Genomic DNA, 24098 nt, shown 5'->3' on the forward strand with positions numbered 1-24098 from the left:
AAAACAACAGAACGAGGGTATGTTCAGGCTAACAGGATACTCAGTGGTTAATTGGATTCAGCGCTGACATGGAAGTGACCGTTGGCGGCATGGATGCCGCCGTCGAGCATAAATAGAAAGATGGGACATGTATATCTTTTTAAGTAAATCGCAGACAACACCAAAGTAACAGGAGTACACCATCCCCTCGGAGTTGCCGCAGGGCGAATAGGTAAATTGCGTGAGTCTTGCCATGGATGGCAAGCTAGCTTTCGCAGGTGCAGGGACGCATCCTTCGAAAGCGATAGCAAATTTGCCAATGAGCACAAGGGGCTTTCAACTCCGTTGGGGGCGTCATGGAGCATCCAAGGAGGATAGGACGAGCAGTCCTCCTTGGTCGGGTGTGGGGTGAAGCCCCACGACTTTGACTTTGCTTTAATACGAAGAACACATTGAAGATAAAGCTAGATGTGAAAATGGAAAGACAGAAAAATCTCAGTCTGCGTAACGTGCCACTAAAATTCTAGCGTTCAAGCACACAGCCCCCTGACTCAATCAACGCCAGCTTTTGACTACGGCTTAGTTTTTTAACTGCTATCTCACGGCGCAGTGCATCGCCCTGACTGCCAACCTGCTCTTGATACATCAAGGTTAACGGACCTTTACCGCGCAGATACTTAGCAGATTTGATGCCACCCGATTGATGCTCGCTAAAGCGCCTTGCTACATCAGTGGTGACGCCTGTGTATAAATGCCCATTGGCGCAGCGGACTAGATACAAATACCAGAGGGATGCTGACTTTATGGGTGTAGGCTTCAGAGGTGCAGAATTTAATGGTACGGGATTCAGCGCTTCTTTAGTCACGCCATCTTTGGTAGCCACAACGCTAGTCACTGGGGCAAGAGTATCTGCCACCAGTGACTCATGTCGCTGTAAAACTTCTTTGTCAGTATTGCCTAGGCTGACGGCTGATTCGGTCACTTACGAATGACCTACTTTGCCATACCTAACAGACTCAAGAAGAACGCATATTCTTGGGCTGTATCTTGGTATTGGCGATAACGACCACTCTTACCACCATGGCCGGCTTCCATATCCACGTTAAGTAACAAGACTTTATCGTCGCTCTTGTACCATTTGTTTTTAACATCGCGCAGCTTAGCAACCCACTTGGCGGGTTCAAAATACTGCACTTGCGAGTCATGCAAACCTGTCGTCACTAACATATGGGGGTATTCTTGCTCAGTGACATTGTCGTAGGGCGAGTAACTCAACATGTAATCGAAATAGGTTTTTTCGTTAGGGTTGCCCCACTCGTCGTACTCGTTAGTTGTTAGCGGAATCGACTCATCGAGCATAGTGGTAACCACATCCACAAACGGCACATGGGCGGCGATGGCAAAATATTTATCTGGCGCTTGGTTAGCAATTGCGCCCATTAGCAAACCACCCGCGCTGCCACCAGAGGCGACAACCTTATTTTTATCGCCATAACCTTGTGCGGTTAACGCCGTCGTCACGTCGATAAAATCATTGAAGGTGTTTTGCTTATTCAACAGTTTACCGTCGTCATACCAAGGGCGACCGAGCATTTCTGAGCCGCGCACATGAGCGATGGCATATACAAAACCGCGATCGAGCAGGCTGATAACGGATGAAGAAAAGTCAGGCTCAACGGTGTAACCGTAAGATCCATAACCGTATTGATACAGAGGGTTAGTGCCATCTTTCTTGAATTTATCTTTACGATACACCAAAGAAACAGGCACCTTTACGCCATCACGGGCGGTAATAAACACCCGCTCAGAACGATATTGGTTAGCATCAAAACCACCTAATACTTGGTCTTGCTTCAATAAATCCCGTCTATCTGGATTAATCAGCGAATATTCGTATACGGCTTCTGGCGTTGTTAGGCTGGAGTAGAAAATACGTAATTTATTGCTATCTTGCTGGGCGTTAACATCTAAACCCATCACATAGGCTGGTTCATCAAAACTCAGCTCAAAGGGCTTTTGACCATTGAACGGCATCACTTTAATCCGGCTCAGGCCATTTTCACGGGTCTGAATAATCAGATAATCCTTGAGCACTAACTCGTCTTCGATACGGGCATTGGGGTTGTGCGCAACCACTTCTTGCCACTTAGATTTGTCTGCTGCATCTTTAATGGCGACTTTCATCAAACGGAAGTTAGTCGCCTGCCAGTTGGTAAGAATGTAATAGCTATCGCCCAGCTTAGACACGCTGTACTCATGGCCTTCTTCCCGCGCTAATACTGGCTTAAATAAACCTAGTGGATCCTTGGCATCAAGCACAGAGACTTCGCTGGTTGTGGTGTTTTCTTGGAACAGCACAATTTGCGACTCATCTAAGGTTTTGCCGAGCGAGATATAAAAAGAATCGTCTTGTTCTTCATACACTAAAACATCGCTCGATTGCTTAGTGCCCAACTCGTGGCGATACACTTGGTAGCCCAGTAAGGTTTTAAGATCTTTAGCGATATAAAATACATGCCTATTATCGTTCGCCCATACCACTCGACCTTCGGTGTTTTCGAGCACATCGACAATCATGTCACCGGAGGCTAAATCTTTGAAATAGATGTTATATACGCGGCGGCTTAATACATCTTCGCCAAAGGCCAACATAGTTTCATCAGGGCTGACACTCGCGCCGCCTAAACCATAAAACTCATGGCCCTTAGCTCGCTCGTTCACGTCAAGCATCACTTGCTCAACGCCATCACTACCCTTACGGCTGATCAGCGGATATTCGCCGCCCTCTTGGTAACGACTGTAATAACTATGCTGGTGCCATTGGTACGGCACGCTCGACTCATCGGCGACTAAACGCTCGGTTAACTCTGTAAATAAACGGTCTTGCAGCGGCTTTAAGGGTTTGAAATAAGCTGCAGTGTAGCGATTCTCAGCTTCGAGATAGGCAATCACCTTAGGATCTTTGCGCTCATCATCGCGCAGCCAATAGTAATCATCGGTGCGGGTAACGCCATGCAAAGTCATCACATGGGGAATTTTTTCAGCAATTGGGGCGGGTACTTGCCCTTTTGAGGTCGAACAACCGGATAACAGCATGGCAATACCTAAAGTTAGCAGCAGAGATCGCATTTATACGTCCTTGTGACGTTGATACCAACCTTCGAATAACTCAAAGGCTAAACATTTTCAGTATGATAGTAGTCAGGTGTGCACTAGCGCAAACATTGCGCGCGAGAAGTTGCCATTCGGGGTAAATAAGGGCAACATAACCGCGTTTTTGAGTGTTAATGGCTCAAAAGCAAATTCTCAGGGCGGGGTGAAACTCCCCACCGGCGGTAAATGGTAACGGTGAGTAATTATTCTACTTAACGTCATCAAAGCCCGCGAGCGCCCGAATTATATTTTCGGGGTCAGCAGATCTGGTGATTTAGGCTTTGCCAAGTGCAAACCTGACGATTCCAGAGCCGACGGTAATGGACTGTTTGCTTTAATGGCGACGGTGCTGAGTCCGGATGGAAGAGAATGTAAGACAACATTGTGGTATCTCAGTGCAACGCGCTTGTGTATCGCAGTGTTAGCCTCATGTTTTGCAATAACGTCACTCAAAAGTGAATGTTATTGCTACAACAAAATCGAACCACAGGGTTGGATTACGTTGTATTTCTGCACGCCCTGATTCTGGATATTCCAATGTCGTTTATTTAAGGATATTAGCCATGAATCAGTCTTTACTTGCTCCTTTTGGTACTGCTATCGAACGCGTTGAAGCGGGTCTTAATGCCCTGCGTCAAGGCCAAGGTGTGTTAGTTGTCGATGACGAAGATAGAGAAAACGAAGGCGATTTAATTTTCGCAGCCGAGACTCTCACTAACGCTCAAATGGCCATGCTCATTCGTGAATGTAGCGGTATTGTTTGCCTATGTTTACCCGATGAAAAAATCAAAGCCCTCGAACTGCCAGCGATGGTCGAGCACAACTCGAGCCAATACGGCACCGCATTTACGGTCAGTATCGAAGCAACTGTTGGTGTAACAACGGGGGTTTCAGCCGCTGATCGCGTCACTACCATTAAAGCGGCAATTAGCGACAACGCTAAACCAAGCGATCTCGCTCGCCCTGGCCATGTGTATCCACTTCGCGCCCAACCGGGCGGCGTGTTAACCCGCCGCGGCCACACCGAAGGCACTATTGATTTAGTGCAACTCGCTGGCTTAAAACCCGCTGGCGTATTGTGTGAAGTCACTAATCCCGATGGCACTATGGCGCGATTACCTGAAATTATTGCCTTTGGTGCACTGCACAATATGCCCGTGTTAACGATTGAAGATATCGTGGTTTATCGCAAGTCGTTACTGGCGAATGTAGGTTAAGTGAGATGACAGCATCCTCGCTTGAGGATGTTAACTAACAAAAAAGGACGTTTAGCTGCGGCAAACGTCCTTTTTGTTTTAGCGACAAAGGCAGCGTAGACACGTTCATTCCATCATTTTTGCTACTGAAAAATGTGTCGCACTAAAAAATTAGAATCGAGCCCTGAGTCAAAGCAAGGGCAAAAACTGGCTGGCATATCACATAAACTCGCATGCAGATCATAGCCATCCTTAATCACCATGGCATAATGTTACGCAATAACCTTAAAATTCGGCATCAGTATGTTGATGTCACTTGGGTATCACCCCAAGGTCAGGTAAAAATTCATTTCGCGTCATCATGACCCATTGCATATAAGGTAGACCCTATGTCCGTAAAAGCCGATCCTTGTTCGCAACCTAGCTTAATGCATCCAGATCAAGCTATTCCCCTGTTGCTCGAACAAGTGAGCCCAGTGTCAGACACTGAAGTAGTGTTACTTCCCCATGCTCTTGGCCGCGTTCTTGCCGAAGATTTAGCGGCTTGCATCGATCTGCCGCCGTTTGACAATTCGTCTATGGACGGTTACGCCCTACGCTTTGCCGACTTAAATACACAAACGAATCAAACCTCATTGCGACCCATCGGCAGTTCATTTGCAGGTCATGGTTTTCAAGGCGAAGCCAAACCTAATACCTGTGTGCGGATCATGACGGGCGCGCCATTACCTGTTGGTTATGACACAGTGCAAATGCAAGAAGAAGCCGAAGTAGACGGTGAAATTGTGCATATTCGTCACCCTAAAGCACAAGGCGCTAATGTACGTTGTCGCGGTGAAGAACTGACCCAAGGCACTAAGGTGCTCAATGCGGGCATTCAAATCGGCGCCGCTGAACTGGGCGTACTTGCGACCATTGGCGCTAGCCAAGTACGTGTGTACCGTCAGCTTAAAGTGGCTTTTTTCTCTACCGGTGATGAACTGCGCCCCGTTGGCAGTGAATTAGCTCCGGGGCAAATTTACGATTCAAACCGCTATTCAATCCAAGGCTTACTCAAGCGTGCCAATGTCGAATGGTTAGATTTAGGCGTCATCGCCGACGATCCTGAAGCGATACGGCAGGCATTTCGCCATGCTGCCAGCCAAGCAGATATGGTATTAACCTCAGGCGGCGTTTCAGTCGGCGAAGCCGATTTTACTAAGCAAGTTCTCGATGAAGAAGGCCAAATCACCTTCTGGAAATTGGCGATTAAACCGGGTAAACCCTTCGCCATGGGAAAAATAGGTAAGGCGGTGTTCTGTGGTTTACCAGGAAACCCCGTATCATCGATGGTGACTTTTTATAAACTTGTTTGGCCAATACTTCAAAAGATGCAGGGCTTAACCCCTGTCGCACCCTTAATGTTAAATGCCACACTCAGTACGCCAATACGTAAAAGCTCAGGTCGCGTCGAATATCAACGCGGTATTTTAAGCCGCAATGCACAAGGTGAGCTCGAAGTTGCCATTACTGGTAGCCAAGGTTCAGGCATGTTGACCTCAATGAGCCTAGCAAACTGCTTGGTGTTATTAGAGCAATTTCAAGGTGATACCGCGGTAGGCACTCAAGTAACGGTTGAACCCTTTAACAGCGTACTGTGCTAGGAAAATCTCGATGAATGTTTCAGAAGATATTCTTAGCGACAGCGAGCTATTGCGGTACAGCCGCCAGATATCCATTAAAGCCATGGATATCGACGGTCAAGAATGCTTAAAAACAGCAAAAGTGTTGATGATAGGCGCAGGCGGTTTAGGCTGCGCCGCCAGCCAGTACCTAACCGTTGCAGGTATTGGTGAACTGACCTTAGTGGATTTTGATCGGGTTGAACTTTCTAATCTACAACGCCAAGTGCTGCATCAAGATGGCAATATCGGTCAGCCGAAGGTTGAATCGGCTAAGCAAAGTCTTAGCCAGCTGAACCCCTATATCAAAATCAATACTATTGATGCCGTGTTAGATGACCATGAGATTGATGCCCTCGTTGCCGAGCACCATTTGGTACTGGACTGCACCGATAATGTCAGCGTGCGCGAACAGCTCAATCTCAGCTGTTTTAAGCACAAAATTCCTTTGGTATCCGCCGCCGCTATTCGCATGGAAGGCATGATCACCGTATTTGACTACCACAATGAAACGCCTTGTTATCATTGTTTTAGCGCTTTATTTGGTGAACAACAACTCAGTTGTGTCGAATCGGGCATTCTCGCACCAGTAGTGGGTATGGTAGGTTGCTTGCAAGCGATTGAAGCGATCAAAGTGATCACTGGCATGGGTAAAACCTTAGCGGGACGTATTTTGATGATCGATGCGATGACGATGGAGTTTCGCGAGATGAAAATTACCCAAACAAACCCGTTGTAGCGTCTGTAGTACACTGGATGCTAATACTTGATAAACAAGTTTATTTACCTTAACTTAACGCGACATTGTAGAGACTGAACGAATAGTTAACATAAAGGAATGACAAGGAAACCTATGGACTCTGAAAATAGTGTATTTGATCGCGTAACCACTGACGGTACTCTCGTTGGTGCGGGTATTTATAACCTCGTGATTGGCCTTACGCTAATTTGGGGATTTGCCGTTAACTATTGGATGGTCACCAATATCGACCCAGAAGCGATTGCCAGCATTAATTCGTGGGTGTTCTTTATCGGCTATTTTGCCTGCTGTTTTCTGGGGATTTATCTGTTCCAAAAATCGAGTAATCCACTCGTCAGTTTTATTGGTTATAACTTTGTGGTCGTACCCTTCGGTTTGATTATCAATATGGTGGTCAGTCAATACGATCCTGAATTAGTGACTGAGGCCATTCGTATTACCGGCTTAGTGACTATTGCCATGATGTGTTTAGGTACGCTTTTCCCTGCGTTTTTCCAGAAAATTGTGGGCGCACTGACTATCGCCTTGTTGCTCGTTATTGTTGTCGAACTGATTGAAGTATTTGTGTTTAATACTCATCACGGCATTTTAGATTGGATAGTGGTGCTTATTTTTTGCGGTTATATTGGTTACGACTGGGGACGGGCGAATCAAATCCCCAAAACTATAGACAATGCTATCGATAGCGCAGCCGCTTTATATATGGATATCATCAACTTATTTCTACGGATCCTGCGAATTTTAGGCCGCAAGTAAGCAAGACAATGAGTCAAAGGCTGTTTATGAAGTTCAGTTTAACGTTTGTGACCACCCTGCTATTGGGTGTGTTGTGGTGAAGCCAAACAACCTGCTGCGAAAGTGAGCATAGCCAATCCCGCTTCAGAGTATTGCACCTCCCTCAATGGCAGCTTAACAATTAAGATGACTGCTGAGGGTGAACATGGCATCTGTACCTTGCCCAACGGAGAAGTCATTGAAGAGTGGGCGTTATTTCGCCGCAATCACAAGGCAGAAAAACCGCAATAAAGAGTATTTTTAACTTGATGGCAAAACAGGCGCTTAGCGCCTGTTTTTTTACTTAAAATCAAAAGCTTAATGTGATAACCGTTCACTGCGCCAGATTTTGCGCTTATCCACCGACTGAAAACTCCATGCTAAAACTCGGGTAATTTTATTGCCCTGTTGCATCTCGATAGTCTTCACTGTATCCACTTTTAGCTGTGCCAAGGCTTGATAACAAGGTTTCAGGTTTTCCTTCTTTGACACCAAACTGGTAAACCACAAGCATTGATCGGCAAACGCTTGGCTTTCACGGATCATCGTCGCCAAGAACTGCCGTTCACCGCCTTGGCACCAAAGCTCTGCCGCTTGGCCACCGAAATTTAACGTAGTTGCAGTCTTTACCGCGCTACGACGATTAAGCTGTAGATTGTTCACCTTACGTTTTGCCCCCTCATTGGCCTCTGCCATAGAGGCATGAAAGGGTGGGTTACACAGTGTTAACTCAAAACGTTCTTCGGTTTGAATAATACCCTTAAAAACAGCCTTTTCATTCGACTGTAGCCTTAAGTGTAAACGCCCCTGCAATGGCGGATTAAGCTCGATAATACGTTGCACATTGTTTAGGGAATCAGCATTGATATCCGTGGCGACAAATTGCCAACCGTATACTTGGCTACCCAGTATCGGATAAATACCATTCGCACCAGTGCCAATATCTAACACCCGCACGTTATCCATCGCGCATGATTTATCGCCTTCGGCTAAGAGATCGGCTACATAATGCAAATAATCGACTCGACCAGGAATGGGGGGACATAAAGCTCCCGCAGGAATATCCCAAAATTCAATCCCATAGTGGTGTTTAAGCAAGGCGGTATTGAGCATTTTAACCGCCTGAGGATCGGCAAAATCTATTGATAAAGCGCCATAGGCGGTGGGGCGAACAAAGGTTTTTAGTTTAGGCAAGGCGTTTATCAGCGCCGGAAAATCATAACCGTGCAAATGGGCATTACGCGGATGTAGAGTTTTTTTGATTTCGGCACTGGCGCGGTTTTTAATTGGCGCCTTACTCACCTTTGCCTTGGCGCCAGCCTTCTTTGCCCGGTTGGTTTTGGTATTTATTGGGCTAGCGGCTATTTTGAGCGGTGCTGAAGCAGTCGGTTTTACGGCAGGTTTTGACATAGTCACTCTTGTAGCGCAGTGGGTGTAATGCAGTGGGCCGACATGCATCAGCCCTTAAAGTGGGGCAGTAAATTAATCGTACAAATAAGAGGTAAACAGTAAGTTGACTATCAATGGCTTACCCGCCTCTTGAGTGATCAAATTATTGACGATGTCGAAGCATTCACGGCGAATCTCTTCACGTCCTATCAGCGATTTAACTTTGTCTTCCGATTGGTTGCCTAACACTTCAACAATGGCGGCGCGCAATAACGGATCATGTCGCTCAATAGTAATGAGGTCGTCGGGGCTTTTAACCATCAGTTCAATACTGATTTTAACAAACCCTAGTTTTTTACGGGTTGAAATGTAATTGGTGACGATTTCTGGATCAAAAGCATAATAAGCGTACTCAGGTGCGGTCGCGGCAGCGGTATCTGCAGGCGCCACTTCTTTCTCATCGGCGGCGTAAACACTAAAAATACCAGTGAATAAAATCAGACAGGTTGAGAGTAATTTTTTCATAGTGACTTACGGCCCCCTAAAACAATAATGGTAATGGAAGAAACTTCCCAATCTATCTGCTCGCGCCATGACATGCTAAACTGCCGACGTTTGCTTATATTGTAACGAGTATTTAATGAATGTGACTAGCTTAAGCTTCCCTTATGGTGAATCTATTCAGTGGTTTTGTGCCGATAGCGCCAACAAACTCCCCCTTTCACCCTTAAAAGAATGGTTGCTCGCCACTGGCAGCCTAACGCAAAAGCTCAAAACCTGCTGCACTCAATTTGAGGTCAAAGTCTTAGGTGAAGGGCACTATGCGCCATTAAATGGTGAATATCCTCAACAGGGTTCAGTCTGGATCCGCGAAGTATTACTCTGCCTCGACACTGTGCCTTGGGTATTTGCCAGAACCTTGATCCCCGAAAGTTTGATGTCTGAACGACAAGGCGATTTTCTTAGCCTTGGCTCTCGCCCCTTAGGCGAATTGCTATTTAGCCAAGATAACTTTATCCCCGGTAGAATAGAAGTCGCTAGCTTTGAAACCTGTAGTCGCCTTGCCCACTTAGCTGAAAGTTTACAGCAAACTGTCGAACATGATCTTTGGGGACGCCGCCGCTACTTTCATCACGGTGAGCATGAAATGATCGTCAGTGAGTTTTTTTTGCCCGCGGCCGAACAAGCTATTAATAAGATGTAATGTGATTTACGGTTTGAGAGCCAATAAAAAATGCCTCTAATCAGAGGCATTTTTATTGAGTAATACTAAATTTTTATTGAGTAATAATAAGAGTTTAATGCCATTTAAACTGACGACGCCACGCAAATACTCCGAGGATGGCAAGGTTTAGCCAAGCTAAACTACCACCGCCTGAACTCTCAGTTGCTGCTGCAACGGTGACTGTAGCATTGCTCGTTACCTGAGTATTTGCCATATCAGTTACTGTGAGCTCTACGTTATAAGTGCCAGCCGCAGCATAAATATGGTTTGGCGCCTCAGCAGTGCTTGTCGCGCCATCGCCAAAACGCCATGCATAGGTTAGTTGCCCCATACCACCATCAACATTACTGGTAAAATTCACTGCTAATTGAGTCACTTGTTTAGTAAAACTGACCGTTAATGGTGTAATGGCATTCGCATTCGCCAAACGAATAACCGCAGTGCTGTTATTACGGGACTGAGACACTACCTGCATCGTTAATCCGAGCGGTTGTAAAACCATACCAGATTGCGGCTGCAGCGGTGCGCTGTAGTCTAAGCTGTCATCAAATAGACTCACTGCATCGAGATGATTATCACCTAAATAAAAGCTTTGTTTCACAGTGCTAAAGGCAGCGTCACGGATTTGTTCATCGGTAGACGTCAAGCTTACGCCAAGCATATTTTGGTCGGCATCAATCACGCCAATTAAACTATGGCCAGCATGATCTGATACGTTGTTGTCGGTATAACCCACATCTTCTAACCAGAGCAATACTCCGGGGTCAAAACCGACTGATTTTAAGCCGACATCAACGCCATTATGACTACGTAACTGAATAAGATAGCGAGATGCTGCGCCTGGACGAGAATCCTGAATACGGCTATAACCGTTGAGTTTCACTTTATCCGCCACTTCGGCATTATCGCTATATAACTCAGTGGTATTTTGTTTAATGCTGATGCTATCCAGCGTTATCCCCGCCAGGGTTGTCGCCTCATCGGTGACATAGTTGATTTCAATCGTCACTGCATTGCCAGCAAATGCGGTTAAATCGTATTCCAAAGCCACCCAAGCATCGCTTCCTTCTGCCTGAGAGTTGGCAGACGACTCACCGGTAATAATATGGCGCGCACTATTTATCGCGTTATCGGACAAAGTGTGATTACCCGCAATCGCCACACCATTCACGTTAACTTGCATATAGTCATAGTCGGTCTCGATGCTCCAACTGGCCTGCATACTCAGAATAAGTTTTTCAGTGCTTACCTTAGGTAAATCAAGATTAAAACTCATGCTGTTATTTAGCATATTGCCTTGGCCAGAATAGTATTGGTAACTGCCCTGATATGGCATTTTAAAAGGAATTGGCGCAGGAGGAAGAGGAATAGAAATCTGGTTTACCGCCTGATGATTAACCGCCTCATTCAAGGTTATATTGATGCCTGACTTAGGAATGCTATCCAAGCTAATTTCACGCTCATTTAACCACTTACCTTTATATCTTTCCTGCAGATAAGAGCGAGCATAAGGGCTAAAACCACTCGGTTGTGCACCCGCAATGTCACCAGTCCAACTCCCACCAGACATCAATGACCATGCGCCTACTGGTGAGCCATCTTTACTCGTATTATCACTGGTATCGTATTCATCGGGCAGGCCGAGATCATGACCAAACTCGTGGGTACAAACCCCGGTTGCCGCGTCGATAGGTTGAATGGTGTAACCAAATACTTTTTTCACCGTGCCAGGTAGCGCATAACCTTGCGTGCCTTGGTCGACAAAATAGCGATGGGACCAAATAGCGCTCGTTCCTAATGCTCCGCCACCGGTTTCTTCACCTATGCTGGAGTGAAATATCATCACGTGGTCGATGATGCCATCGGGTTCGTTATAGTTACCGTTATTATTAATATCATAAGGATCTTCAACATCATAACTGGCTAACTCTGCTATGGACATACTTGCGACAGCCTGGGACACCGCCTCTTTAACCAGTTGGCTTACCTGTGCATCACTACCAGATTGAGGATCATTAGCGCCATAGTATTCCGCATTCTGATTAGCGGTATACCACCCCTTAACCTCGCCTGTAAAAGAAAAAGTTTGCCCAGAAACCGCTTGATAATATTGATACCCTGATGTGAGGTTCTGTCCCTGTGGACCGTTAAATCCAGTCTTAGAAAAGAGTAAATTTTGATAATGCGATAGTGGATAACTGGGATAATACATGGCGGTATCATCGGCTTTTAAACCATTGTTATCATGTTTTAAATTAGGGAAATCAATTAATACGGTCAACACTTTCACGGTTTTTTTTACATCAGCATCAACTTGTAGGCGCTGTGCTGGTGAGCGCATCATGTGCGATGATTGGGCTCTTTGTACGCGCGCATGTTCAGCTTCAACTTCAATGCGCGGGGTTTTAGGTTGAGCCAATGTCGCGCGGTAGATATAAGCCTCAATCGCTGCCTGCTTTACGCTATCACTGGCATCCGTTGCCACTTCGCCACGTTTAATAAGCCAATATAAAATTCGATCTTTGTTAATCACGCCCGCATCTGCAGGGGTATGATTTGAAGCCGCCATACTCGCGCCACTAATCAATGCCAACAAGAGGCCAAACGCTATAGCGTTTTTTGTACTTCGCATTTTTAATCCTTTAAGTAACTGCTAACACCGCCTTGGAGAGTGTTTTTATAAGGCGAATGTCTCTTCGTATTTAAATAACTCTGCCCGTGGGGCAATTTATTCAGGGTATCCATCTCCCAAATTGAGAGACGGGTTGTGGACGTTAGCAGCACGACAGCGATGTAACAACTTGATACAATGGTTAATTAGCAGAATTTTCCATTTTGTCAGCATTAATTCAGCAAACTCTCAATATAAACCTTACTCTAGACGGTATCTGAGGCATAAAAAAACCGCATTCACTGGGTGAATACGGTTTTTACGCTGGGATTTTAGGCAGCTTACTTGGTCTGCTTACATAGCCGTTTTCATATAATTTGAAATACCATCGAGGAACATTTGTACCGAAATCATCACCAATACCATGCCCATTAAACGCTCAACGGCAGTAAGACCTTTCTCTCCCAGTATTCGAGTAAAAAGCTTATAGAACATCAAAATTACCGCACTGGCGCCCCAAGCAGAAACAAGCGCAATCGTCCAATCACCCATCCGCGAACTATCGGTATGCGCCAGTAAAATCAAGGCAGCAAGAATCGACGGGCCAGCCATCAAAGGAATCGCCATAGGCACGATAAAGGGCTCTTCTCCCGCGGCTAAACCAACCACACCGCCAGGCTGAGGGAAAATCATTTTAATCGCGATCAAAAACAGAATAATCCCGCCCGCAATACTGACCGATTCAGAACGGAGATTTAAGAAACTTAAGATAGCTTCGCCCGCATAAAGAAAAGACAGCATAATAACTAACGCAAAGAGCAATTCGCGGATCAATACCTTACGACGTTTTTTAGGATCAATATGCCGAAGAATCGATGCAAAAATCGGCAAATTACCTAGGGGATCCATAATAAGAAACAACATTACTGCAGCAGAAAATATATCCATTTAACTTATCAACATCCAAGCCAACATAGATCGCTATTGTATAACTTTTCGCGGCTTAGATCTGAAAATTAATATAAAAATAACCACAGTGAATAAAAGTATCCGCTTAAAAACAGACTAAAAAATGCCAACCGTTAAGTAAATTACCAGCAAGTTTCTGCTCACTTTGCCTTGTAGCTGATATACTACAGCGTTTTTTCAGCCAATTTCCCGTGGAATCCATGCTCTATCTTCTTGCTAGCTGTATCGCACTATTAATCGGGCCACTTTTTTACCGTTATTTCTCATCGGGAAGCGGATTACAAAAAGCGCTCGACGGTTTTATATTCGTCTCATTGGGCGGATTAGTGCTGATCCATATTTTGCCTGAGCTATTAGAACATGGTGGAGTGCTGGCGATTGTGTTTGTATTGCTCGGTATCTGGGGGCCAACGGCTAGTGAGCGACTATTTCATCGCTATTCAGAAATAACCCATAATCTCACCCTGTCCTTAGGCATCGGCGGTTTATTGTTACACACCATCACCGATGGTGGGGCTATGGTATTAGCACAACAAGAAGGCAGTTCTATCTTACTTGCGCTCGGGGTCATTATGCATCGACTCCCTGTCGGATTGGCTATTTGGTGGCTACTTAAACCACAAGTCGGCACGCGCTGGGCCAGTTTAGTGCTGGTCGCGATGATGATTCTTACAGCTGTGGGTTACTTTGCAGGTGAGCAGTTATTATCTCAATTAAGCTTAGATAATACCGTTTATTTACAAGCGTTTGTTACGGGCTCCATTTTACATGTTGTACTGCATCAACCCCATGGCCAGCACGATACTAACGTACAGGGTAAATACGAATACCAAGCTGGAATTGGTAGTTTATTGGGTATAGGTCTACTGGTGATGCTACTGATGATTGATTCTGGTGGCCACGAGCATACTCACCACGATCACAGCACCGAACAGTTAGTTACATGGTTACTGACACTCGCCCCAGTACTGTTGCTGAGCTACGCTGCGGCGGCGCTGCGCTTTAAATGTGGCCTAACGCCGCAGGATAGCAGTTTAGCTCGCCGCTGGTTCCAACGCTTAGTGGGGCCAGAAGCGCTAGTTATCACCGCTTTGCTACTGGGTCCTTGGTTGGCACTATTTCAGCTACTTATTGTGTTTATCTTGAGTGCTTACTTAAGCCATGCCAAGGTCAATATTACCGATCCACACACAACATTACCCACTAAATCTTTACGTTTTGGCTTTGCGCATTTGGTCGATCGCAGTGCACCGTGGATTTTGCTCAGCTTAGTGCTCGTGAACCTGATTGGTCACCCTTCAGTACCATTAAGCAATCCATTATTACAAGTCATAGTGCTATTATTGGTATTTTTACCGATGCGTTTCTGTAATTTAGGCGCAGCGGTGCTCGCGTTAGCACTGGCTTACAGCGGCTGGAGTTCTGTTGCTGTGATGATGCCATTGATTGCTGCCCCCGTACTTAACCTAGCGCAACTGAAATTAATGACCTGGCCACAAAAGGCTATATTACTGAGTATTATTGCCTTAGGGTTAATGGCGGCATTACGTCTACCTTTGTGGTTCTCGTTAATCTCTTTACCGGAAATACTCAACTTAATTGCACTCTTAGCGCTGTCAGGGTTATTTGCCGCCAGCCTACTACGCTTAGGTCCACGTAAATTTTTACGTCGTTTGATGCTCAGCAAGCCTGCGGGTCATACACATAACCACGCTCACAGCCATGCCGAAATGCCCAACTCAGTCAGTCCACATTCTGACAAACATGCACACGAGCACACAAAGACAGATAAACATTCACATCACTAACACTGTTCATTTATGTGCAGACAGGCTAAATTAATCTACCTTTGGATTAATTTAGCCTGTTATGTGCATACTCTTTGTCGCTATTAATGCCCATCCTAAGTACCCCTTAATCATCTGTGCTAACCGCGATGAGTTTCATCATCGACCCACAGCGCCAGCACACTTCTGGCTACCTGAAGAAAACATACTCGCAGGAAAAGATCTGCAAGCGGGCGGCACTTGGTTTGGTGTAAATAAGCAAGGGCAAATAGCAGGCGTAACTAATTTGCGAGTGGCGCAAAAGAGTTCTGCTGCGATGCGTACTCGTGGTGAGTTAGTCACGAATACACTTAGTTCTGGCTCACTGGTGTGCCCAAATTGGCTTATTGAACATAGCGATAATTATCAGCCATTTAATTTTATTTTTGGCCAAGGAACGGACTTATTTTGTTTTAATAGCATAAATAAAAACACCGTAAAACTAGCCAATGGATTTCATGCAATATGTAATGGCACTCTTGATGATATTTGGCCCAAAATGGCCAAAGGACAACAAGCACTAGAAGCCCTAATTAATCAATCTACTGATATTGATGTGCAAGCGTTGATCCAACTGATGAAAGATGATTCTCAGCCGCAAGATCATGAGTTACCCAATACGGGCGTGGGGCTTGAATGGGAACGGCGCTTAGCAGCAATTTATATTCAGCATCCCGACTACGGCACGCGCTCCACCAGTATTTTGCTTGAAGATACCCAAGGTAGAATGCATTTCACCGAGGTGAGATACGATGGCAAAGGCCGACAGCTCGGGCAACAGGATTTCGATATAATCCTGCCATCCGAGCCGCCCGCAACACCAGAATGTTTAATTCTTTCTTAATTTTTATCACGTGATTAATCTGAGCTGTGATCCATAGTGATCACCCAATTATCATCTATTTTCTCAACTAGCAGAGTAAACACGCCTGTAGGCGCATCTTTTTGGCGACGTAAATCCCAGCGACCAACCACCATAGCCGCGTAATTACTCAGCATTTTGATTTCTTTTATAGTGAATTTAAGTTCACCAAGAGCTTCTTTATTAGGATAATTCTTTTTATAGGTGGCGAGAGTTTCATCCCATCCAAAACGAAATTTACCATTAGAAACAAAACGTAATCGATCGCTCTTCCAATAACCTTGCATATAAGCATCAAGATCGCCGCGATTCCACGCGTCCTGCTGGCCTTTAAGCATTTGCGTAATTTCATCCGTAGGTACAGCGCTCACATGACAAGTGACCAACAGCAATAATGTCGCCAATACTCTTGGCCACATACCTTTATTCCACAGTCCATTTTTCAACACAGTATTGTTCCCCCTCACAATCAGGCTAAACTATACTATAGCGAAATCATCACAGGCTCGCTCGTTAAAGTCAGCAAAAAACCTAAAAAGTAGATGATATAATTCATTTTTTATTTAACAGATTTAGAGCGTTACTTATGCAAACAGATACTTGGCTACTTTATTTTATTGCCATTATGTTAATCGGAATATCTCCAGGGCCCATCGCCGTTTTGTCCATGTCTCATGGCATACATTTTGGCAAAATGCGTAGCCTTGCTACGGCCTTAGGTAGTGTCAGTGCAGCCTTAATATTAATGATGGCTTCTGCCGCGGGTCTTGGGGCGTTGATTAGCGCCTCTGAGTATGGTTTTACCGTACTTAAATGGGGAGGCGCTGCATATTTAGTTTTTTTAGGTATCAAGTTATTGCTGACAAAGAACCAAGGGCAAACGATTGAAATGTGCCATTTACAAGGTAAAGGTACACCTCAACAACTTGCTAAGCAGGCTTTTTTGGTGGGTATTAGTAACCCGAAAGATTTACTATTTTTTGCGGCTTTATTTCCACAATTTATCGACTTATCAGTACCGCAATTACCACAACTCACCATTTTGGCGCTCACTTGGGTAGTGGTCGATTTTAGTTTTGTGATGTTCTATTCCTGCATGGCCAACGTGCTTGCTCCCAGTTTAAAAACCAGTAACAAGCTACATTGGTTTGACAGAATCAGCGGCGGTGTCTTTTTAACGTTAGCCGCAATTCTAGTATCGAGAGATTAATCGACCTTAGCCGACTTTAAGCTACGAATGTCATTACCTGTGGGGGCTTGGAATGACACTAGACCAAACTCAGGTAATATTGCAAAAATATGATCAAAAATATCCGCTTGTATTGCTTCATAAAAAGCCCAGCGAGTATCGTTGGTAAAAACATAAATCTCGATGGGTAATCCCTCTGTGGTCGGCGCTAATTGGCGCACCATTAGGGTCATTTCTTTATGGATTTTATCATGGCGCTGTAAGTATTCTTGCAAATAAGCGCGGAAGGTGCCGACATTAGTCAAATGACGACCATTCACTTTTATATCCAGATCTGAAATTCTCGCATTAGACTCTTGAATTTCATGAATTTTGGCAGGGAAATATTCTTTCAAACAATGAACCTTGCTCAGGCGTTCACGCTCTTCCTCAGTTAAAAATGCAATGCTATTGATATCAATATTGATTGCACGCTTTATTCTACGGCCACCCGATTCTGACATGCCGCGCCAATTACGAAACGCATCCGACACCAGAGCATAAGCAGGGATCATAGTGATAGTTTTGTCCCAGTTGCGCACTTTGACCGTGGTCAGTGACACTTCTTCTACCGCACCGTCGGCGCCGTATTTGTCCATCTGGATCCAGTCGCCTTTACTTACCATACGGTTAGCCGCTAACTGAATCCCCGCCACAAAACCTAAAATAGTGTCGCGGAACACTAACATCACAAAACCAGTTGCCACACCTAAGCCGCTGAGGAAATACACCGGCGATTGATTGGCCAAGATTGAGATAGAAACGATAATCCCAACAAAGAATAAAAATAGTTTAGTTAACTGCACAAAGCTTTTAACGGGTAAACGCCGACTCACCAAATTAACATCTGAAATTTCATCAATCGCATCTAAACCAGCATAAATAGCACGGATCATCAGCACTACGATCCAAATGCTTAACAAACGGCTAACCAAAGTATTTAAAATTTGATACTCAGTGAGTGCAATGGGTACTAAAAGACTTAGTACGATTGCAGGCACCAACATAGCTAACTTTTCGAGCACTTTGTAACGCATAAACACATCATCCCACGTTGCTTTAGAACGTAAGATCACCATGTTGACCGCACGCACAACCACGCGCAGAACAATAAAATAAGCTATGCCCGCTATCAGCATAAAAGCAATAATCATAATGCTGGTTGATATGCCGTCCGAAGGCTGGCTATCAATTCCAAAGCTCGCTAACCATGCCGAAATCTTGAGTTTTATTTCCTGATCCACAATTCACTCCAATTTTTAGCCGCTAGCGCAATAAATCCATACAAAGGTAACGATTGAGTTACTCAGAGTTATACCTACTCACTATAAATACAGTTTATTTACAATTACTTATTCTTAAATAGATATTAGCATTTTGAACATACCGAACACAAAAGCCAATGAACATCTTTACGCCGATACTAAGGCACAATACCGTCTGTGATTCATTGATTAGCTTGGGTTTATGGCCACATAAATACTCGCCACTTAATACATCGAATATGCCTGTCAGAGGTAATGAGTTACATCTGTCATCAAACTTAGCAGATCATAAAACAGTTAAGGCTAGGCGAGAACACTCACGCCTAGCCTTAACAACCATATCGAATGGGTGATATAGAGTTAGTTAAGCGAGTACGCCGCATGATTAATGGGCTAACTCAGCTCGAGCTTGAGCCAGCTCCGCCTCAGCCTGTGCCACTTTCTCACGTTTCTTAGTGATTTTTTCCATAGATTTACCTTCAGCGATAGCTTCAGCCAACTCATCTTGGCGCTCAGTTAACTTTTCTTCTAATTTCTCAACTTTAGCTAGTCGCTCAGCGTATAGACTGTCGTTGTCACAGTGGGCAGAGACTTCGCTATAGGCCTTTTCAAGCCCAGCAACTCTATGCTTATTACCCGCCGCTTTCGCCTGCGCAAGCTGTGCGCTAATGGCGTCTAACTTTGCCGCGCAACCGGTTTTAGGTGCATCAGCAGCCCAGCTTGTTGTGCTAAGAACTAAACCAATGACCAAGCTATAAATTCCGTACTTCATTTGCATACTATTATCTCCTCACGTTCTTTATTGATAATGCTGCTATGTGACTGTGCTATGTGATGGTGTCATGCCACTGCGCTATCAATATAGTGACACAATCTGTTAGTTCAATCTGTGTTAGCGTTAGAATCTTCTCTTTAAAGCTGATTTTTAGTTAAAACAACACTTAGGCAGTGATTAACATGCGCTAAATTGTTTAGGTTAAGGCAGAATATTGACTTAGACAGATACTGGAGCCCAAAAATCAATGCAAACCTCATTACGCCTTAGCGCACTTAGCTCATTATTGTGGCTATCATCATCGGTTATGGCCGCCGACGTAGCCAATATCACCCTCGAAAACGGTGCCCAAGTCAGACTTAAAGACGACTTTACTTGGGAATATGTGCTTACGCAGACCCAAGTGGCACCCAATGTTTTAGCCACTGACGCCGTTATTGACAGCTCCAGCAGTGTTACCAGCCTTCCGAGTACTGCCGAAGCAAGTCAGGCTATTGCAGCGCCCGTCACCACACTAACAGCCACAGCCATTGCCCAGCCAGAATTATTAGGCTCAACCGCTAAAGACGGCATTAAAGTCAGCTTTACAACAGCACAATGGAAAGAGAATAAACTCGGACTTAGCTTTGAGCTGGCGAGTACGAGTAATAAACATGTCACATTAGTGGAAGTTGAAGCCAGCTTTTTTGCCGATAATGGCACGTTACTCAAGACTGAAAAACTGGCAGTGTGGGAAGCGATATTCCGCATGCCTGAAACCTATTTACGCAAAGGCGAGCAGCGTAACAGCAGCGTGATTTGGGTCGAAGGTATAGATAAAGCACAATGGCAAAAGCAGTTAATCAACCTCAAGATCACTGAGATCAACTCTCGCTAACTTAGCCGATATAAAGGGCGGTTAAGTTTTCTATTAAGCAGCAAGACGTCTTATCTGACATTCGGTCCAAAAGGCTATCTTGCTGCTAAACTCTTGGACATTAGCAGTGAGATATTTTCGCAGCTCATTATCTGATTAAAGCCTTATTGCCGCGTACCAATCTACTGCAATTGGCTATAACTCAATCACGATATGCCAATCTTTGCGCCATAGGGTGTTTATCATTCAATTGCAGTAAATCCCATAAGTTGCCGTAGAGATCTTTAAACACCGCGACTGTGCCGTAGTCTTGCTCTTGTGGCTCACGCACAAACTCGACACCATCGGCGACCATACGGCGGTAATCACGCCAAAAATCATCGGTATTTAAAAATAAGAACACCCGACCACCGGCCTGATTACCAATAAAATCGAATTGCTCTGGCTTAGAAGCCCGCGCTAACAAAATAGCTGCGCCCTTAGAACCCGGCGGTGCAACCACAACCCAGCGCTTATCTTGCTCGGCTTGATAGCTATCCTCCACTAATTCGAATTTTAATTTATTCACATAAAAATCAATTGCCTCATCGTAATCTTTTACGACTAACGCAATATGCACCAGTGCTTGTTTCATTCTAACTCTGCCTCAGCAACTATTGGATAGTAGTGTACCGTCCATTTCTGTACGGATTGCACTTAATTCTCAGAATTGTATTAGGTGATAACCATCTCAGCTGGTATCAAGCAGCAATATTGCCGTTACAAGATTAATGTTAAGTCCACAGCACAAAGTGCTCGCCAAATAATCCTTCTGCAATTGCTTAAATAAAAAAGCACAAACTCAACGGTTTGTGCTTTTTTGATTCAATACTCGTTAGCCTCAACGCTGAATTAAATAGCGAATCGTTGGGCCATTTTGCTCAATTTCTAGCACGGTATAACCATGATTTTTAGCATCGAGAGGAATATTATTAATCGATTGTGGACAATCACTAATGACCTCTAAAATTTCACCTTTTTTTAATTTAGGCATTGCCTCTAAGGTCGCGACTGCCGGATATGGACAAGGTTCGCCGACCATATCAAGTTGATAATCTGGAATATATTGTGTCATTACACGGCCTCCGCAAGCAGTTGTTCATCACGCTTCGCTTTACGGGCAAAGAAACGTTTTTCCCACAGTAACATTGAACCAAAAGACAGCGCGAGCAGTGCATAAGTCACTAATAAACCGCCCTCATTACCTAGGCTAGTGAGCAGATTCACTTTGTCCCAATTAGTCGCTAATGGTTGGGCGATATCATCCCAATAATAAGCCAGCAAAGTCGAACCTAATACGTTACCTAAACCGACCCACCAGAAATGCACTTGCCCCTCAACCGCGCGGTACATCCAACCCGTTTCACAGCCGCCCGCCAACACAATACCAAAACCAAATAGTAAGCCACCGATCACCGCATTAGGGCCCGCCCACATAATTTTTGGCGACACACCTAATTGCACATAGCTGTAAATACCAATAGCACTGACGGCCATACCCAAAATAATCGCCTTCGCCATGTGGGTTCGGCCCGTGATCCACATATCGCGAAAAGCCGAGGTAAAACAGATTTGAGCTCGCTCGATAAGTAGCCCAAAACCGACACCAAATAGCATCGCCATACCCAATTTTGGCGCATCGAACATAGTCAATAAACCCCAGCCGACAATACCGACAAACACCAACATTCCGATACGAAAACGCCGTCTAGCCTGATTTTCATCCTGCTTGATTGAGGTGGCTTTAGTGACTTTTTTTAATGTGACCGGAATGCGGAACATCGGCAATAAGGTAAATCTTGCGCCGAAATAGGAGCCCGCTGCCGTTGCTAAGGCAAAAAACCAAGCATGCAAAGAGAACTGAGGAATACCGGTGAAAAAAGCAGCTAAGTTACATCCCATCGCCAAGCGAGCACCAAAACCGGCAATAATGCCGCCAATCAGCGCCTGTGCAATCCGAATACGACTCTGCGGCATACGCAGTTTGACGTTATTAGCCCAAAGCGCAGCGGCAATACAACCACCAAACATACCAATAATCATCATGCCATCGACGCGATCTAAGGGAGAACCCTCTAAACCGATCACTTTAAAATACCCCCAAGATTCAGGGTTTGCGCCTAAAAACTGCAGCAAATGCCCACCCCAACGAGTGAACTCCCCCGTTACGGCCCAGAAGGTACCTGTTAAACCAAAATAGTAAGTAGAAAGGATACCCGCAGCGATCACCGCAGGCATTGGTGCCCAAAATCGTATTAAATAGGCTTGCTTAAATTGTTGCCATGTCATGTCATTATCCTAATGAACGAGACTGTAAAAAAATAAGCGCAATGCGCTTATAACCGTTATGCCACTGCTGCACTCAAACCCAATACACGATTGATATTTCAGTGTGACAGTCGCTTCACGCTTAAATGGCTTTGGCTAAACGGGCAGTATTTTGTCCCAGCAGTCGATAACCGTGGGTATAAAGCGTTGCCCTGCCATTGCGACAAAAACCGATGAGCGTGATGTTGCTTTTCTCTGCTAATTCCAACGCCAGTGAGGTCACGGCGGACATAGCAAACAGAATTTGGATATTGGCGCTTGCCGCTTTCTGAACCATTTCAAAACTGGCTCGGCTCGTCAGCAGTACGGCGACAGGCCGTTCAGCTTGGCGCAGCGAAAAAGCACCAATTAATTTATCAAGTGCGATATGGCGGCCAATATCTTCATAAGCCGCAGTAACTTGTCCTTCAAGGTTTAGTCCCATCGCAGCATGAGTTGCTCCGGTGAGCTTGAAGTGATGTTGATTACTTTTAATGTGTTCAAGTGCGTTCTGCAGATGTTGAATATCAAACCGAATATCGGAGTCGACGCGCATAACGGGTTTTACCGCTTCTTCAAGTTGCGCTACGCCACATAAACCGCAGCCCGTACGACCCGCCATATTGCGTCTTTGTTGCTTTAGCTCCATGAAACAGCGCTGCGTAATCTCAACTTGAATGAGTATGCCTTCAGGCGTGAACTCTAATTCAACGCCCTTAATCTCATTAATATGCGAAACGATACGCTCAGACAGCGTAAAACCGACGGCAAATTCTTCTAAATTTTCGGGGCTGGCCAACATAACAGTATGTGAAATGCCGTTATAAACCAGTGCAACCCGTACTTCATTCGCTAAATAGTCAGTTAATTCTGACGCTTGTCCGTGCTCTAAAAGGGTCACTTTTTTTTCAGTAACCACAGCATGTGAATGGTATTCCATAGCGCCCCTCTTAACCTGTTAAAAACAAGTAAAAACAATTAGTTTGATGATAATTTAAGACTTACATCACAAAGTGATTAACTAAATAAAAATCGAGTTGAATCATCTCGAAGCTTTTTCTATTATCCCTAGGTCTTCATTGGAAGAACGTCGTCTCCGGTGAGGCGTCCGGATTTCAAATCCGGGTAGGGCTGCCAGCAGTCCTGGGTAGGTTCGACTCCTATGTTCTTCCGCCAATCCTCGTGAGAGAAAAACAGCTCTGCATCCCTAATTTCCCGGCTAT

22 protein-coding genes, 1 tRNA gene, 1 pseudogene and 1 riboswitch are annotated in these 24098 nt (G+C 45.0%); of the genes and pseudogenes, 11 read left to right on the plus strand and 13 right to left on the minus strand.

Translation table 11 applies throughout. From position 1 onward, the window contains the following. Positions 1–502: 502 nt before the first annotated feature. Both BW947_RS18780 and BW947_RS05645 read right to left on the minus strand, forming a co-directional pair. Positions 503–961: a GIY-YIG nuclease family protein gene (locus BW947_RS18780; protein ID WP_076497371.1), complete on the minus strand. Its 459-nt coding sequence runs from the start codon at positions 959–961 to the stop codon at positions 503–505. An 11-nt stretch (positions 962–972) separates the two neighbouring features. After that, a complete protein-coding gene (locus BW947_RS05645) occupies positions 973–3108 on the minus strand; it encodes a S9 family peptidase (protein WP_076497373.1) in 2136 nt (711 codons plus the stop codon). Positions 3109–3277: 169 nt separating this feature from the next. Further along, positions 3278–3507, plus strand: a riboswitch (FMN riboswitch). A gap of 188 nt (positions 3508–3695) precedes the next feature. Between BW947_RS05645 and ribB the strand changes: the two genes are divergently transcribed. The 5 genes and pseudogenes from ribB (at position 3696) to BW947_RS05670 (ending at position 7775) form a co-directional block, all read left to right on the plus strand. Continuing rightward, positions 3696–4349, plus strand: coding sequence for a 3,4-dihydroxy-2-butanone-4-phosphate synthase (gene ribB, locus BW947_RS05650; RefSeq protein WP_076497375.1), 654 nt, complete (start codon positions 3696–3698; stop codon positions 4347–4349). 368 nt (positions 4350–4717) lie between these two features. Then, entirely contained in the window at positions 4718–5971 is a 1254-nt protein-coding gene (gene moeA, locus BW947_RS05655; RefSeq protein WP_076497377.1) for a molybdopterin molybdotransferase MoeA, read from the plus strand. A gap of 10 nt (positions 5972–5981) precedes the next feature. Then, positions 5982–6759: pseudogene (gene moeB / locus BW947_RS05660) on the plus strand (molybdopterin-synthase adenylyltransferase MoeB). Positions 6760–6842: 83 nt separating this feature from the next. Then, a complete protein-coding gene (locus BW947_RS05665) occupies positions 6843–7505 on the plus strand; it encodes a Bax inhibitor-1 family protein (protein WP_076497378.1) in 663 nt (220 codons plus the stop codon). A 66-nt stretch (positions 7506–7571) separates the two neighbouring features. After that, positions 7572–7775, plus strand: a complete 204-nt coding sequence (locus BW947_RS05670; protein WP_083948138.1) for a DUF333 domain-containing protein — start codon at positions 7572–7574, stop codon at positions 7773–7775. A gap of 66 nt (positions 7776–7841) precedes the next feature. Here the strand turns inward: BW947_RS05670 and rlmF are convergent, their stop codons facing one another. Beyond that, positions 7842–8933, minus strand: coding sequence for a 23S rRNA (adenine(1618)-N(6))-methyltransferase RlmF (rlmF, locus tag BW947_RS05675; RefSeq protein WP_076497379.1), 1092 nt, complete (start codon positions 8931–8933; stop codon positions 7842–7844). A 72-nt stretch (positions 8934–9005) separates the two neighbouring features. Then, positions 9006–9437 (minus strand): flagellar basal body-associated protein FliL, encoded by a 432-nt coding sequence (locus BW947_RS05680; RefSeq protein ID WP_076497380.1) that lies wholly within the window; start codon positions 9435–9437, stop codon positions 9006–9008. A gap of 115 nt (positions 9438–9552) precedes the next feature. On the opposite strand from BW947_RS05680, the gene BW947_RS05685 reads away from it, so the two are divergent. After that, positions 9553–10116, plus strand: a complete 564-nt coding sequence (locus BW947_RS05685) for a chorismate--pyruvate lyase family protein (RefSeq protein ID WP_076497381.1) — start codon at positions 9553–9555, stop codon at positions 10114–10116. A gap of 94 nt (positions 10117–10210) precedes the next feature. Here BW947_RS05685 and BW947_RS05690 read toward each other — a convergent pair whose 3' ends face one another. Both BW947_RS05690 and BW947_RS05695 read right to left on the minus strand, forming a co-directional pair. After that, positions 10211–12769, minus strand: a complete 2559-nt coding sequence (locus tag BW947_RS05690; RefSeq protein ID WP_076497382.1) for an immune inhibitor A domain-containing protein — start codon at positions 12767–12769, stop codon at positions 10211–10213. A gap of 333 nt (positions 12770–13102) precedes the next feature. Then, the gene (locus BW947_RS05695; protein ID WP_076497383.1) at positions 13103–13696 is read right to left on the minus strand and encodes a YhgN family NAAT transporter; all 594 of its coding nucleotides are present in this window, start codon (positions 13694–13696) and stop codon (positions 13103–13105) included. A gap of 221 nt (positions 13697–13917) precedes the next feature. On the opposite strand from BW947_RS05695, the gene BW947_RS05700 reads away from it, so the two are divergent. Both BW947_RS05700 and BW947_RS05705 read left to right on the plus strand, forming a co-directional pair. After that, positions 13918–15525 carry a ZIP family metal transporter gene (locus tag BW947_RS05700; RefSeq protein WP_076497384.1) on the plus strand — a complete coding sequence of 536 codons (1608 nt, stop codon included), beginning with the start codon at positions 13918–13920 and terminating at the stop codon, positions 15523–15525. A 61-nt stretch (positions 15526–15586) separates the two neighbouring features. Next, positions 15587–16387 carry an NRDE family protein gene (locus tag BW947_RS05705; RefSeq protein WP_076497385.1) on the plus strand — a complete coding sequence of 267 codons (801 nt, stop codon included), beginning with the start codon at positions 15587–15589 and terminating at the stop codon, positions 16385–16387. Between the two features lie 14 nt (positions 16388–16401). Here BW947_RS05705 and BW947_RS05710 read toward each other — a convergent pair whose 3' ends face one another. Further along, a complete protein-coding gene (locus BW947_RS05710) occupies positions 16402–16854 on the minus strand; it encodes a YybH family protein (RefSeq protein ID WP_076497387.1) in 453 nt (150 codons plus the stop codon). A 137-nt stretch (positions 16855–16991) separates the two neighbouring features. Here BW947_RS05710 and BW947_RS05715 point away from each other — a divergent pair, with 137 nt between their 5' ends. After that, entirely contained in the window at positions 16992–17615 is a 624-nt protein-coding gene (locus tag BW947_RS05715) for a LysE family translocator (protein ID WP_076497388.1), read from the plus strand. On the opposite strand, the gene BW947_RS05720 is transcribed toward BW947_RS05715, so the two are convergent. Together BW947_RS05720 and BW947_RS05725 are read right to left on the minus strand one after the other, a co-directional pair. Continuing rightward, complete coding sequence (locus BW947_RS05720) at positions 17612–18877, minus strand: mechanosensitive ion channel family protein (protein WP_076497390.1); 1266 nt, start codon at positions 18875–18877, stop codon at positions 17612–17614. The genes BW947_RS05715 and BW947_RS05720 overlap by 4 nt on opposite strands. Before the next feature lie 406 nt (positions 18878–19283). After that, complete coding sequence (locus BW947_RS05725; RefSeq protein WP_076497392.1) at positions 19284–19676, minus strand: DUF1090 domain-containing protein; 393 nt, start codon at positions 19674–19676, stop codon at positions 19284–19286. A 244-nt stretch (positions 19677–19920) separates the two neighbouring features. Here BW947_RS05725 and BW947_RS05730 point away from each other — a divergent pair, with 244 nt between their 5' ends. After that, the gene (locus BW947_RS05730) at positions 19921–20550 is read left to right on the plus strand and encodes a DUF3157 family protein (RefSeq protein ID WP_076497394.1); all 630 of its coding nucleotides are present in this window, start codon (positions 19921–19923) and stop codon (positions 20548–20550) included. Between the two features lie 181 nt (positions 20551–20731). Here BW947_RS05730 and BW947_RS05735 read toward each other — a convergent pair whose 3' ends face one another. The 4 genes from BW947_RS05735 to fdhD all read right to left on the minus strand — a co-directional run bounded on the left by BW947_RS05735 (position 20732) and on the right by fdhD (position 23815). Further along, entirely contained in the window at positions 20732–21163 is a 432-nt protein-coding gene (locus BW947_RS05735) for a VOC family protein (RefSeq protein ID WP_076497396.1), read from the minus strand. A 246-nt stretch (positions 21164–21409) separates the two neighbouring features. Further along, a complete protein-coding gene (gene yedF, locus BW947_RS05740) occupies positions 21410–21643 on the minus strand; it encodes a sulfurtransferase-like selenium metabolism protein YedF (protein ID WP_076497398.1) in 234 nt (77 codons plus the stop codon). Beyond that, positions 21643–22857 carry a selenium metabolism membrane protein YedE/FdhT gene (gene yedE, locus BW947_RS05745; protein WP_076497400.1) on the minus strand — a complete coding sequence of 405 codons (1215 nt, stop codon included), beginning with the start codon at positions 22855–22857 and terminating at the stop codon, positions 21643–21645. The genes yedF and yedE overlap by 1 nt, the downstream gene beginning before the upstream one ends. 121 nt (positions 22858–22978) lie before the next feature. Continuing rightward, positions 22979–23815 (minus strand): formate dehydrogenase accessory sulfurtransferase FdhD, encoded by an 837-nt coding sequence (gene fdhD / locus BW947_RS05750; RefSeq protein ID WP_076497402.1) that lies wholly within the window; start codon positions 23813–23815, stop codon positions 22979–22981. 141 nt (positions 23816–23956) lie between these two features. Between fdhD and BW947_RS18690 the strand changes: the two genes are divergently transcribed. Continuing rightward, positions 23957–24051 (plus strand) — tRNA-Sec (locus BW947_RS18690). Positions 24052–24098 lie beyond the last annotated feature (47 nt).

The organism is Shewanella morhuae (assembly GCF_900156405.1).
GTDB classification, from domain to species: Bacteria; Pseudomonadota; Gammaproteobacteria; order Enterobacterales; family Shewanellaceae; genus Shewanella; species Shewanella morhuae.